Consider the following 13,896-nt stretch of genomic DNA (forward strand, 5'->3'; position numbering starts at 1 on the left):
CCATACCTGTGCAACTGCGCGCTATGCAACAGTGTTTATATGCCAGTTTCTACTAGCTGTGACCTGCGAAACGGGCGATGCTGCCGGTTCAGTGGGCGGCGTGATGGTGCTCGATCACCCGGATTTCACCGGACCGCTCGCAGGTGGCGTACCCCTGCCGTTTCGCGAACAGCTCCCACGACGGCCCTTCCGGGTCTGCCGGAACGTCGATGCTGCTGCCGTCGCCGAACTCCATGTGCAGGTCCCCGTCGTCCGTGCATTCGGCCACCGCGCATCTGCTGCCCAGCATGGTGAACAAGGGGCGTTGTTCGGGGATCACGTTGGCCGGATCGATGTCGTCGTGGTCGATCCCGCGTCCTCCGATGGGTGGTGAGGTCAGTGAGAAAGGCGACCACAAGACCAGCTCGCAGTGACCGTCGAAGAAGAACGTCAAGTTGTCATCGAACGTGAGTCGCTCGACGTGATGGCCTTGTATCCACAGGTGCACGGCAACCTCCAAGTGGTGTACGTCACATTCGACTGTCGCGCACAAACGCGAGTTAGGCAAGAAGAACGCCGGTCAGCAGTTGCTCGTGACAGTGTCGATTCGTGACTGAGCTGGACGACGATCTGAAGGCATTGCAACGGGCCATACGTGATGCGGCGCGTGAAGCGCCCTGCGGGATCGACGAACGACAACGGCGACGGCTCGACGAGCTCGTCGCCCACGTCCGGCAACACTCGCCGTACTTCGGCCGGCTCTACCGGGATCTTCCCTGGTCCGGTGCGACGATCACGGACTTACCGATCACGTCGAAAATCGAGCTGATGGACTCCTTCGACGAATGGGTGACCGATCCGCGGGTGACGCTGGATGGCGTACAGAGATTTGTCGGCGACCAGGCCTCGGCAGGTTCGGCGTTCCTCGGCGACTACCTCGTGACGACCACGTCGGGCACCACCGGGCATGTCGGCTATTTCGTCACCGAGGAGTTCGCATTCCGTGTCACGCGGGCCCTGGGCACGCGGGAACGCAGGATGTCGGTGGTCGAGACCGCGCAGTTCCTCAGACGTGGCCGCCGCACAGCCGTGATCGCGGGGACGAGCGGTCACCACATGGCCCGGGCCCTGCTCGCCCGTCAGCAGGTCCAGACCGGACAGAGGCAGTTGGCGAGATTGCTTCCGGTGGACACACCCATCGGTGAGCTCGTCGACCAGCTCAACGCCTTCGATCCCGCTGTGCTGAGCGGTTATTCGAGCACGTTGTTGCTCCTCGCCGAAGAACAGGCTCGACGACGATTGCACATCAGGCCGGTCATCGTGCGTCCGATTGCCGAGGGGATGACTCCAGAGATGGCGAAGCGACTTCGGGAGGCCTGGCAGGCGCCGGTGGTCAACAGTTACGGGGCCAACGAATGCATGTTCATCGCGCGCGAATGCGACCTGGGCTGGCAGCACCTGAACGCCGACTGGGTTGTTCTCGAACCGATCGACCGAGACGGGGGACCCACGGCCCCCGGCGTCGCATCGCGCTCCGTGTTGCTGACGACCCTGTTCCGTCGGGTTCAACCGATCATCCGGTACCAGCTGGGCGACAGCATCACCATGAAGTCGGATGCGTGTGAGTGCGGCAACCGCCTTCCGGCGTTTCGGGTGTCCGGCCGCGTCGCCGAGTTCCTGCATGTCGAGTCTTCGGCCGGGGTGAGGGAGTTCGCCCCCTCGGAGATCGGCGCTGCACTCGGTGCCGTGACCCGCTGGGCCCAGTACCAATTCGTCCGAGAGTCTGCGACCAGGGTCGGGGTGCGTGTTCGCCCGGTCGCGGGTGATGACCGTGCGGTGGTCGCTGCGGAGATGGTGGCCGGCCTGACGACATTCTTCGTCGACCGGGGCGTTCCGGGAATGACGGTCTTCGACACCGGAGAATCGCCGCAACAGAGCCCCGGGGGCAAATATCTGCGAGTGGTGTCGCACTGACCATGCGACGTCGGATCTCGGTGCCCCCGGCAGGACTCGAACCTGCGACCTAGAGATTAGAAGGCTCTTGCTCTATCCACCTGAGCTACGGAGGCGTGCCGACTTGTCGGCGCAGGCGAGTATATCGGCCGGTGCAATCGCGGGCGGACGCAGCTCACACCCGTGTGGTGCCTACCCTGGTGGGATGAGTACGACTACAGCCGATTCGATCGACATCCGCCGCAGCGGGGCGGCGAGCATCGGCTGGGTTCTGTCCTGGGTCGCGGCGGCTGTGGCCATCGCGGTCACGGCCATCTCGGCGAGTGTTGTGCTGGATCTGGCCGGCGTCGGTGATCCCGGTGCGCTGACCCGGTACGGGCTGCCCACCGTCCAGACGATCGGCGAGATCGGCGCCGTCGTGGCTGTGGGCGGCACGTTGTTCGCGGCATTCTTCGTCCCCCCACAATCGGACGGGGTACTGGACGTCGGTGGCTACCGCGCCATCCGATTCGCCGCGGTCGGGGCCCTGGTGTGGGCGATCGCGGCGTTGCTGATGATCCCGCTCACCGTCTCGGACACCTCGGGATTCCCGCTGTCGGAAACGATGTCCATCGACCGATTGATCACCGCCCTCGACCAGATCGCCGACGCGCGTTCCTGGCTGTGGACCGCGATCTTCGCGTTGATCTGCGCCGTCGTCGCCCGCATCGCCCTGCGCTGGACCTGGACGCTGATCGCATTGCCGCTGGCTCTGCTCACACTCATGCCCACCGCTCTTGCCGGGCACTCGTCGACCGGCGGCAGTCACGATTACGCCACCAACAGTCTGATCCTGCACATCGTGGGTGCCTGTCTGTGGATGGGGGGACTCTTCGCGGTCCTCGTCTATGCGCGCGGAGGCGGTCGTCACACGGCCCTGGCAGTCCGGCGATACTCGCGCATCGCATTCTGGTGTTTTGTTGTCGTCGGTGCCAGCGGAGTGATCAATGCGTTGATCCGAGTGCACCTCGATCAGCTGTTCACCGAGACATACGGCCAACTCGTCGTGGCGAAGACCGTCGCACTGGTTGTACTCGGCGGCTTCGGGGCCTGGCACCGACGTCACACGATCTCGACATTGTCGGCGACGGAGGACCGGACACCCTTGATCCGGTTCGCCCTGGCCGAGTTGTTCGTCTTTGCGGCGACCTTCGGCCTCGCGGTCGGACTGTCCCGCACGCCGCCACCGGCCAACGTCAACCCGGCTGACATGCCGGCCACCGAGTTGATCCTGGGCTACCGACTGGATGAAGCCCCGACCATCGGTCGGATATTCGTCGACTGGCGCTTCGATCTGCTGTTCGGCACGCTCGCCATCGTCATGGCGGTTGTGTACCTGCGAGGGGTGTACCGACTGCGCAAACGCGGCGACGCGTGGCCGATCGGGCGGACAATCGCTTGGATGCTGGGGTGCGCAGCATTCCTCTTCGCCACGTCGTCGGGCCTCGGAAAATATGCGCCGGCGCTGTTCAGCGTCCACATGGTGGCGCACATGATGTTGTCGATGCTGGTACCGGTGCTACTGGTTCTCGGTGGCCCGGTGACACTGGCGTTGCGAGCCATACCGCCCGCGGGCAGGACTGCTCCTCCAGGGCCACGCGAGTGGATTCTCGCCGTCCTGCACAGCCCGTACTCGCGCTTCCTCACCCACCCGCTGGTCGCGTCGGTGCTGTTCGTCGGTAGCTACTACGTGCTGTATCTCGGCGGCCTGTTCGAGATGTTGGCCGAGTATCACGCGGCGCACGTGGCGATGAACTTGCACTTTTTGGTCAGTGGCTACCTCTTCTACTGGGTGGTCATCGGCATCGATCCGTCGCCGAGGACCCTGTCACCGGTGGCAAAACTGGCCATGGTCTTCGGGTCGCTCCCGTTCCACGCCTTCTTCGGTGTCGCCCTGATGAGCACCGACAACGTCATCGCGCGGCCGTACTACAACAGCCTTCTGTTGCCGTGGAATCCCGATCTGCTGAGTGATCAGCGGCTCGGTGGGGGCATCGCCTGGGCGGCCGGCGAGATTCCGCTGGTGCTGGTGATGTTGGCGCTGCTGGTGCAATGGAGCCGTCAGGACCAACGTCAGGCGACTCGGTTCGACCGACGGGAAGATCGCGACCACGACTCGGAGTTGGCCAGCTACAACGCGATGCTCGCCCAGCTGGCCGGTCAGCCAGGTGGGTCGGGGCAAACCGGGGCGGAGACGACAACCGCAGTGGCGAATGACCATGACATCGAAGCGGACGGCGACGAGGTTGTCGACGTGGACGCGAGCGAGACAGGTCCCGGCGCCCGCAAGTGACGAATTTTCCGCCGGTTGTCCACAGCAACGGAATGCTCCACAGGTAGGTGCTCGAGACCCGGTGACGTGTCCGCTCGGTGGCACATGCTGAACCCACAGAGATCCGCGCCGTTCTTCGGCGCCCATCATCAGGGGGAGAACATGTACGAGACCTACACCACCGTGATCGGGACCGCGATCACGAACCCGCGCCGCCGACAGACCGCGGCCGGCGAAGATGTGCTGTCGTTCCGGATGGTGTGCAACCCCAGACGCGTTGACAAACGAAGTGGCGAATGGGTGGACGGGCCCGCGTTGTATCTGACGGTCAGTTGCTGGCGCCGACTCATCGACGGGGTCGCGCCGGTGGTCGCCAAAGGCCGGCCGATCATCGCGCACGGTCAGCTCAAGACAAATGAATACGTGTCGGAAAACGGCGAACGGCGGTCAGACCTGGAAATGACCGCAACGGCGGTTGGGCTCGATCTGACCCGCTGCCGGGTCGCGTACGAGGGATCGTCAAGGGTGACGAGATCCACCGATGCGCCCCAGGCCGGGGTGACCGTGCCGACAACAGGCGATTCGGGGGAGGCGGCTGCGGCTTGAGCTGCCTCGGTGCCGCGCAGTACGCCGAGAAGGGTCGCCGCGACCGACCGGAGATCACCGACCCACTACGCTGGTGATGTTGCGGACGGCCTTCTCGGCGGCCGACCGGCGAGAAACCGCGGTGGACACCTGCGAGCACAGTGAGAGAGGCCAGAGCGTGCCAGAATTTATCTACACAATGAAGAAGGTGCGTAAAGCGCACGGCGACAAGGTGATTCTTGATGACGTCACCATGTCCTTCTACCCAGGCGCCAAGATCGGTGTGGTCGGGCCCAACGGCGCCGGCAAGTCGTCGATCCTGAAGATCATGGCGGGCATCGATCAACCGTCCAACGGCGAGGCGTTCCTCGATCCCAATGCGACCGTCGGCATCCTCATGCAGGAGCCCAAGCTCAACGAAGAGAAGACGGTTCGGCAGAACGTCGAAGAAGGCATGGGCTTGATCAAGGAGCAGCTCGACCGCTTCAACGAGATCGCCGAGCTCATGGCCACCGATTACTCCGACGAGCTCATGGAAGAGATGGGCAAGCTGCAGGAGGCGCTCGACCACGGTGATGCGTGGGACCTCGACTCCCAGCTCGAGCAGGCGATGGACGCACTGCGCTGCCCGCCGGCCGACGAACCGGTCACCCACCTGTCCGGTGGTGAGCGTCGCCGCGTAGCGCTGTGCAAGCTGCTGCTGCAAAAACCCGACCTGCTGCTCCTCGACGAGCCCACCAACCACCTCGACGCAGAGAGTGTGCTCTGGCTCGAGCAGTACCTCGCGGCGTACCACGGCGCCGTCTTGGCCGTCACCCACGACCGGTACTTCCTCGATCACGTCGCGCAGTGGATCTGTGAGGTCGACCGCGGCAAGCTGCACCCCTACGAGGGCAACTACTCCACCTACCTGGAGAAGAAGGCCGAGCGCCTCGAGGTCCAAGGCAAGAAGGACCAGAAGCTGCAACGCCGCCTCAAGGAGGAACTCGCCTGGGTGCGGTCGGGCTCCAAAGCGCGCCAGACCAAGAACAAGGCCCGTCTCGGCCGCTACGAAGAAATGGCTGCCGAGGCCGACAAGATGCGCAAGCTCGACTTCGAAGAGATCCAGATCCCGACCCCGCCGCGCCTCGGCGACGTGGTGGTCGAGGTCAAGAACCTCGACAAGGGCTTCGACGGCCGCGTGCTGATCAAGGACCTGTCGTTCACGCTGCCGCGCAACGGAATCGTCGGCGTCATCGGCCCCAACGGTGTCGGTAAGACCACGCTGTTCAAGACGATCGTCGGACTCGAAGAACCGGATTCCGGCATCGTGAAGGTCGGCGAGACGGTCAAACTGAGCTACGTCGACCAGAACCGCTCGAACATCGACCCGAAGAAAAACGTGTGGGAGGTCGTGTCCGAAGGACAGGATTTCATCACGGTCGGCCAGAACGAGATGCCCTCACGTGCCTACGTCAGTGCATTCGGCTTCAAGGGTCCTGATCAGCAGAAGAAGGCAGAGGTGCTCTCAGGTGGTGAGCGCAACCGCCTGAACCTGGCCCTGACCCTCAAAGAGGGCGGCAACCTGATTCTGCTCGACGAGCCGACAAACGACCTCGACGTGGAGACGCTCGGTTCGTTGGAAAACGCACTCGAGTTGTTCCCGGGTTGTGCGGTGGTCATCTCGCACGACCGGTGGTTCCTCGACCGCACCTGTACCCACATCCTGGCGTGGGAAGGCAACGTCGAAGAAGGCAAGTGGTTCTGGTTCGAAGGCAACTTCGAGGCCTATGAGGCGAACAAGATCGAGCGCCTCGGCGCGGACGCGGCCCGACCTCATTCGGTCACCCACCGAAAGCTGACGCGCGACTAGAGTTGTTTCATCGCCCACCGCGGTATCCGCAGAACTCCGAGAGTGACGGCTCATGACCGGATCAACAAAAACGGACCTGACGGATTCGCGGGGCGACGATTCCTCGAAAGCGATCAAAGCGCTTCTGCCGCAGGCTGTGGCCCCCTACTTCCACGGGCCCGGCAGTTTCGACGAGACCACATGGGATGAGCTGGGGCCGGATCAACGGTCCCAGCTCAGCGCCCACGTGAAGATTGCTCACACGCGGGCGGACGGCGTTGCGGTGACCGACGTCGCGTTCGACGGCAGTGCGGTGTCGGTGTCGATGGTCACCGATGACATGCCGTTGCTGGTCGAATCCGTGGTCGCAGCACTCGAGGCCTCTGGACTGATGGTGGTCCGCATCGACCATCCGATCATGCTCGTCGTCCGCGACGGCCACGGTGAGCTGCAAGAGATAGTCGATTCCGACAAGCCCAGCGACACGGTCCGAACCGGCCAGCAGGTCGAATCATGGATCCATGTCGATGCTGTCCCACGGGTGTCGCCCATCGACATCGATGTGGTGAGAACCGAACTCGACACCGTGATCGGCCGCATCGCCGATGTGCACGACGACCGCGCACCGATGCTCGATCTGCTGACCGGGCTGGCCGACACCTACTCGTCCTATCTGACGACAACCCTTCCCGACGGGCTCGACCGGGCCGCGGGAGAAGACTTCGCGCGTCTCTTGCGGTGGCTGGTGGAGAACAATTTCACCCCGTTCGGTTACCTGCATTGTGACGGGGCCGGGCGCGACCGCACGCCACACCGGTCCTCCGGCCTCGGCGTCTGGCGCACCGCGGACGTCGAACACAAGGCGACCCAGGGAGCAGGTGCTGTCGCCGTGCAGCAGCTGTATCTGCCTACTCGCATACAGCGGTCCAACTTCCCGAGTTTGATCCAGATCGACGACTACGACGACAACGGCATCCGCGTCGGCGAACACGTCTTCGTGGGCAGGTTCACGCCAACGGCTCTGCACGAGAACATCTTCGACATCCCCGTCCTGGACACCAAGGTGGGCGAGGTGTTGGCGGCCGCCGAGGTCGAGGCCGAGTCGTACACCGGTATGGCGATGCTCGAACTCCTGCAGACTTTCCCGCGATCAGAGCTGTTCTCCCTGCAGGCGGGCGAGCTCGCCCGCACCCTTACCGAGGTGCTCGAAGCCGTCCCCAATCGCCAGCTCCGGGTATTTCTCCGACCGGACCCGGCCGGCGAGATCGTCTCTGCCCTGGTGTATCTGCCCAGGGACCGTTACACCACGCGGCTGCGAGAGACGTTGCAGAACGAGCTGTTGAGTGAGTTGGGCGGCGACGCACTGGAATACACCGCCAGGGTCAGCGAATCGCCGTTGGCGCTCCTGCATGTGGTGATGCGCATCTCCACGTCTGCGTGCGCCGAGCTCGGGGATCTGGCCGTCGGATCGCCGGGTCAGGTGGCCATCCAGGACAAACTCATCGCAGCCGCGCGAGGCTGGGACGAACGGCTGAGGCAGGTGGCGGCGAACCGCTCAAGCACCGTCGGACCAGAAGTGGTCGCGTTCTATGCAGCCACCCTCGCCGACAGTTACAAGGACATCCGTGCCCCTTCGGAGGCATACACCGATATCGACGTGGTGCAGGGCCTCGACGACGGAGCGTTCGAGGTGAGGTTGTATCGCCCGGTGGGCGAAGACGCCGAGCTGGCGGAAGATGCTGCAGCGCAACAGCAGTGGCGGTTCGCTTTCTATCTGTGCGGACGGTCGGCGACGCTGACCGAGGTGTTGCCCGTGCTGCACAGCCTCGGTGTCAACGTTCTCGACGAACGGCCGTATGAACTACGACGTCCTGATGGCCAGACGTGCCACATCTACGAGTTCAGTCTCTCGCTCGCCGAGGGTATGGCGGTCGACGAACAGACCACCGACGACGTCGAACATCGATTCACCGACGCATTCGCACAGATCTGGCGCGGTGATGCAGAGGTGGACGACTTCAACGAACTCGTATTTCGCTGCGGCCTGACCTGGCGCGAAGCGGCAGTTTTGCGTGCCTATTCCAAATATCTGCGTCAGTGCGGTTCGTCCTACAGCAACAATCACGTGGCGTCGGTTATGGGCGCGCACCCGGCGATCACCAAGGCGCTCGTCGAGTTGTTCGCGGCGTCGTTCGATCCCGACGTAGCTGACGATGACCGGCGGTCGGAGGTGCTCGACGGTCTGTCGGCCGACGTCCGGTCGATCATCAGCCTCGACGTCGATCGCATCATCAGCGCCTACATCTCGGTGATCTCGGCGACCGTGCGTACCAATTACTATGTCGCCGCCGAACACGGTTCTTCGCGGAACGTCCTCGCTTTCAAGTTGCGCCCCAGAGACATTCCGCAGACACCGGAACCACGTCCGCTGTATGAGATCTACGTCTACTCACCGCGGGTGGAGGGCGTCCATCTGAGGTTCGGGTCGGTGGCTCGCGGCGGATTGCGTTGGTCGGATCGGCGTGAGGACTTCCGGACCGAGATCCTCGGGTTGGTCAAGGCGCAGGCAGTGAAGAACGCGGTCATCGTGCCAGTTGGTTCCAAAGGTGGATTCGTGGTCAAGCGGCCGCCGTTACCGACGGGGGACGCCGCCGCGGATCGGGACGCCTACCGTGCAGAAGGAGTGGAGTGCTACCGCCACTTCATCTCCGGACTGCTCGACCTCACCGACAACATCGACCAGAAGTCGGGGAACGTCACCGCGCCCACCCGGGTGGTACGCCGCGACGATGACGATCCCTACCTGGTGGTCGCCGCGGACAAGGGCACCGCCACGTTCTCCGACATCGCCAATGATGTTGCGGGGCAATACGGGTTCTGGCTCGGAGACGCGTTCGCCTCCGGTGGTTCGGCCGGATATGACCACAAGGCGATGGGCATCACGGCCAGAGGCGCCTGGGAGGCGGTCAAACGCCACTTCCGAGAGATGGGCATCGACACCCAGACCGAGGACTTCTCGGTGGTGGGGATCGGCGACATGAGCGGCGATGTCTTCGGTAACGGCATGCTCCTGTCGGGCCACATTCGATTGACCGCTGCGTTCGACCACCGTCACATCTTCATCGATCCCGACCCCGATGCGGAGAAGTCGTTCGCCGAACGACAGCGTCTGTTCGAGCTGCCACGTTCGTCGTGGGCCGATTACAACACCGAGTTGATCAGCGAAGGTGGCGGCGTGTGGTCGCGCGACCGCAAGTCCATCGACATCAGCCCTCAGATCGCGAAGGCCCTGGGAGTGCCCGAGGAGGTCTCGAGGCTTTCACCCCCGGAACTGATCCGCGCCATCCTGCTCGCTCCCGCCGATCTGCTGTGGAACGGCGGCATCGGAACGTATGTGAAGGCGAGCACCCAGTCGCATGAAGCGGTGGGGGACAAGGCGAACGACGCGATCCGCGTGGACGGGAACGAGCTGCGGGTCAAGGTCGTCGGCGAGGGCGGCAACCTCGGAGTCACCGAACTGGGTCGGATCGAGTTCGATCTGAGCGGTGGACGCATCAACACCGATGCGATGGACAATTCGGCGGGCGTCGATTGCTCCGATCACGAGGTGAACATCAAGATCCTGCTCGATTCCCAGGTGTCGGCCGGTGAGTTGGCTGCTGAGGATCGAAACCCGCTGCTGGAGTCCATGACCGAAGAAGTCGGCGACCTCGTCCTGGCCGACAACGTGTCACAGAACGCCGAGTTGGGCACCAGCCGATCCCAGGCCGCCGAGGCGGCCGAGGTCTACGCGAGATTGCTCAAGGAGCTCGCCGGCCGTGGGGTCAACCTGAAGCTCGAGGCCCTCCCTCGTCCGGCCGAGCTGATCAAGCGCGGTGAGTCCACCGGGCGTCATGGTCTGACGTCACCGGAGCTGGCGACGTTGATGGCGCATGTGAAGTTGGCGCTCAAGTCCGACATGCTCGACGGTGACCTGCCGGACAATGACGTCTTCGCGCCACGACTGATGACGTATTTCCCTGTGCCACTGCGAGAGCGGTTCGCCGAAGGGATTGCCAACCACCCGCTGCGTCGCGAGATCGTGACGACGGCAGTGGTGAACGACCTCGTGGACAACGCTGGAATCACCCATGTGTTCCGACTGTGTGAGGGGAGCGGATCGACGTCGCTCGACGTGGTGCGCTCATTTCAGGCGGTCACGCAGATCTTCGGTTTGCACGCATTGTGGCAGGACATCGCGTCGGCGCCCTGTTCTGTCCCGACCACCGACGCCATGATCACCTACGCGCGACGGCTGCTTTTTCGCGCGTCACGCTGGATGATCGCGGGTCGGCCGCAACCTCTTGCGATGGCAGCCGAGGTGACGCGCTACGCCGCACTCGTCGCCGAACTGTCGCCCCAGTTGCCGGGTTGGCTTCGTGGCAGTTCCGCCGACGGGGTCGAGCGTCGCGCCCAGCGCTTGCGCGATGACGGTGTGCCCGCCGAGATCGCCGAGGCCGTCGCCGTCAGCCTGCACCGGTTCTGCCTTCTCGACATCATCGACGCGGCCGAGATATCGGACCGAGAGCCTGCCGAGGTCGGGGAGTTGTACTTCGCGGTGATGGATCATCTCGGCGTCGAGGATCTGTTGACCGCGGTGTCCGAGCTGGACCGCAAAGACCGCTGGCACTCGCTCGCCCGGCTGGCGTTGCGCGACGACCTGCACAGCACGCTGCGATCGCTCTGTCTGGTGATCCTGGATTCGGCCGAGCCCGACGAGTCGCCTGCCGAAAAGATCGCCGACTGGGAACTCAGCAACTCCTCGCGCCTCGCCCGCGTGCGGACGACGCTGTCCGACATCGCCGAATTGGGCGAACTCGATCTCGCGACGCTGTCGGTGGCGGCCCGTCAGCTCAGGAGTTCGATCCGCTGATGGCAACGTTGACCCTGGCGGCCCGCGACCGCACCGATCTGGCCGTGTTCGCCGGCCGGGCTCTGCGCGCCGACGATGTCGCGGTTCTCCGCATCAAGAAGCGTCCCGATGGCCTGCTGGGAATCTGGGTGAACACCGGCTTCGATGTGTTGGCCACCCGGGTGGTCGCGGGATCCATCGAGGGTGACGACGTGGTTTGCGGCGCAACCGAATTGCGCAGCGCGCTGAGGCGGGAGGCGGACAACCCGGAGACCGCGTCGGTGGACACCGGATTCCCTCTCGACAGCGCTTGGCGCGGTGCCCTGCCCGCCGTCGACGGATTCGTCCACGTCGATGACGTTCCGGCCCGGGTACTGATCCAGCTGTCGCGTACCGGGGCGGAGGTGGCCCGCACCCAAGGCAGCGGCCACGGACCGCCGACCTCACTGCTCGACCAACAGGTCCTCGACGTGACAGGGGAGACGACAGACGAGGTCGTCAACGTATCGATGCGCTCGATCTTTGCTCTGACAGCAATGGGTTTCGTGCGGCAGGCCGACAACCACGACGTCACCGAGACGTCAGACCTCGAACTCATCGACGCCGACGAAGTCGTGCGAGTGCGTTGCACCGCGGTGTGGGCGCGACTCGACGCCCGATTCGGGTCCGTCTATCAGCGGCGCACGATGGCGTTTTCGCTCCAGGTCAACTGAGCCCGGCGGGTCGGGTCAGACCAGCCACGCCGCGGCGTTCGGTGGGAGCTTTCCGTCGACCAGGGGACTGCTGCTGAGCAACAGTTCACCGGGTGGTAGTCCGATCGGGTCCGGCCCGGCGTTGAGAGCACACACCAGCTTGCCGAGCGACCGGCGAAACGCCAGGCATCCGGGAGGTGCGCCGTACCATTCGATGCTCTCTCCGGCGAACTCCGGACGGGTCTTGCGCAGGTCGATCGCCAGCCGGTAGAGCGACAGCGTCGAATCCAGATCTTCGAGTTGCGACTCGACGGTCAGGGTCGACCACTCCGGTGGGATCGGCAACCAGGTCTTGGTGTTGCTGGAGAATGCGAAGGGCGGTGTCTCGCCCTCCCAGGGCAGGGGGATTCGGCAGCCGTCTCGACCACGCTCGGTATGGCCGGAACGTTCCCACACCGGATCCTGTAGTGCCTCGTCCGGCAGCTCGGCATTCGGCAACCCGAGTTCGGCACCGTTGTAGATGAATGCCGCACCCGGCAAGGCCAGCTCGACAAGGATCATCGCGCGTGCACGGTCGAGCCCGGCGCGTGGATCGGTGTCGTGGGAATACCTGGTGACCTCACGCTCAACATCGTGGTTCGACAACGTCCAGGTGGGTGTGCCGGACACTGTTGCAACGGCTTCGAGGGAATGCTCGATGGCTTCGCGGATCTCCTCGGAATCGAAACCCACCTTTGCCAGGCGGAAGTTGAAGCCGAGGTGGAGCTCGTCTGGGCGCACGTATTCGGCGAATCGGGTGTTGTCCTTCACCCAGATCTCGCCGACGGTCATCGCATCGGGGTAGTCGTCGAGCACTCCGCGGATCTGGCGGTGGATGTCGTGCACACCGTCGTTGTTGAACCGCGGATCGTCGTCGTCGTTGGTGAGCAGGCCAAAAGCTTCGTGGTCCATGTCCGGGAGGCCGTCGGGTTTGGCCATGCCGTGTGCCACATCGATCCGGAACCCGTCCACTCCACGGTCGAGCCAGAACCGCAGCGTGCGCTCGAGGTCGGCGAACACCTCTGGGTTGTCCCAATTCAAGTCCGGTTGTTCGGGTGCGAACAGATGCAGATACCACTGTCCGGGCTCCCCGTCGGGCCCGGTGGTGCGTGTCCATGCCGGGCCGCCGAAAACGCTGGGCCAGTTGTTGGGCGGCTCGTCGCCGTTCTCTCCCTTGCCGTCGCGGAAGATGTAGCGTTCGCGCGCCGGGCTCCCGGGCTCAGCGGCAAGGGCTTCGACGAACCAGGCGTGCTGGTCGCTGGTGTGGTTGGGAACCAGGTCCATGGTGATCTTGATGCCCCGCCCGTGGGCCTCGGCGATGAGCAGGTCGAGGGCTTCGAGTCCGCCGAACAGCGGGTCGACATCGCGCGGGTCGGACACGTCGTAGCCGTGGTCGGCCATCGGTGACTTCATGACGGGGCTGAGCCAGATGGCGTCGATGCCCAGCAGTTCGAGGTAGCCGAGCTTGTCGATCACACCGGCCAGATCGCCGACACCGTCTCCGTTGTTGTCCGAGAACGAGCGCGGATAGATCTGGTAGAAAACCGCGTTCTGCCACCACAGTGGATAGTCCGACTGCACATGCTGCTGAACCTGGTGTGGCGCACCGGTTTCA

The 13,896-nt window shown here is 64.1% G+C and carries 8 protein-coding genes and 1 tRNA gene; 6 read left to right on the forward strand and 3 right to left on the reverse strand.

The window, feature by feature from the left end; all coding sequences use genetic code 11:
• Positions 1-88 precede the first annotated feature (88 nt).
• Positions 89-487, reverse strand: coding sequence for a DUF6188 family protein (locus KXR83_RS08725; protein WP_437424529.1), 399 nt, complete (start codon positions 485-487; stop codon positions 89-91).
• A 101-nt stretch (positions 488-588) separates the two neighbouring features.
• Between KXR83_RS08725 and KXR83_RS08730 the strand changes: the two genes are divergently transcribed.
• Positions 589-1,953, forward strand: a complete 1,365-nt coding sequence (locus KXR83_RS08730; protein ID WP_437424530.1) for a hypothetical protein — start codon at positions 589-591, stop codon at positions 1,951-1,953.
• 21 nt (positions 1,954-1,974) lie between these two features.
• Here KXR83_RS08730 and KXR83_RS08735 read toward each other — a convergent pair.
• Positions 1,975-2,048, reverse strand: a tRNA-Arg gene (locus tag KXR83_RS08735).
• Positions 2,049-2,137: 89 nt separating this feature from the next.
• On the opposite strand from KXR83_RS08735, the gene KXR83_RS08740 reads away from it, so the two are divergent.
• The 5 genes from KXR83_RS08740 to KXR83_RS08760 all read left to right on the forward strand — a co-directional run bounded on the left by KXR83_RS08740 (position 2,138) and on the right by KXR83_RS08760 (position 12,263).
• Positions 2,138-4,264, forward strand: a complete 2,127-nt coding sequence (locus KXR83_RS08740) for a cytochrome c oxidase assembly protein (RefSeq protein ID WP_437424531.1) — start codon at positions 2,138-2,140, stop codon at positions 4,262-4,264.
• A 141-nt stretch (positions 4,265-4,405) separates the two neighbouring features.
• Positions 4,406-4,849, forward strand: coding sequence for a single-stranded DNA-binding protein (locus KXR83_RS08745; RefSeq protein WP_437424927.1), 444 nt, complete (start codon positions 4,406-4,408; stop codon positions 4,847-4,849).
• Positions 4,850-5,006: 157 nt separating this feature from the next.
• Positions 5,007-6,680: an energy-dependent translational throttle protein EttA gene (gene ettA, locus KXR83_RS08750; protein ID WP_030163760.1), complete on the forward strand. Its 1,674-nt coding sequence runs from the start codon at positions 5,007-5,009 to the stop codon at positions 6,678-6,680.
• A gap of 52 nt (positions 6,681-6,732) precedes the next feature.
• Positions 6,733-11,571, forward strand: coding sequence for an NAD-glutamate dehydrogenase (locus KXR83_RS08755; RefSeq protein WP_437424532.1), 4,839 nt, complete (start codon positions 6,733-6,735; stop codon positions 11,569-11,571).
• Positions 11,571-12,263: a hypothetical protein gene (locus KXR83_RS08760; protein ID WP_437424533.1), complete on the forward strand. Its 693-nt coding sequence runs from the start codon at positions 11,571-11,573 to the stop codon at positions 12,261-12,263. Before KXR83_RS08755 ends, KXR83_RS08760 begins: the two co-directional genes overlap by 1 nt.
• A gap of 15 nt (positions 12,264-12,278) precedes the next feature.
• Here the strand turns inward: KXR83_RS08760 and KXR83_RS08765 are convergent, their stop codons facing one another.
• Positions 12,279-13,862, reverse strand: coding sequence for a glycoside hydrolase family 13 protein (locus tag KXR83_RS08765; protein ID WP_437424928.1), 1,584 nt, complete (start codon positions 13,860-13,862; stop codon positions 12,279-12,281).
• Between the last annotated feature and the right edge of the window lie 34 nt (positions 13,863-13,896).

The sequence above is a fragment of the Williamsia muralis genome (assembly GCF_051487485.1).
Classification (GTDB): domain Bacteria; phylum Actinomycetota; class Actinomycetes; order Mycobacteriales; family Mycobacteriaceae; genus Williamsia; species Williamsia muralis_B.

Coding starts and splice junctions, on each gene's coding strand:
- KXR83_RS08740 (WP_437424531.1), top strand. CDS start 2,138: ATGAGTACGACTACAGCCGATTCGATCGACATCCGCCGCAGCGGGGCG.
- KXR83_RS08745 (WP_437424927.1), top strand. CDS start 4,406: ATGTACGAGACCTACACCACCGTGATCGGGACCGCGATCACGAACCCG.
- KXR83_RS08755 (WP_437424532.1), top strand. CDS start 6,733: ATGACCGGATCAACAAAAACGGACCTGACGGATTCGCGGGGCGACGAT.
- KXR83_RS08760 (WP_437424533.1), top strand. CDS start 11,571: ATGGCAACGTTGACCCTGGCGGCCCGCGACCGCACCGATCTGGCCGTG.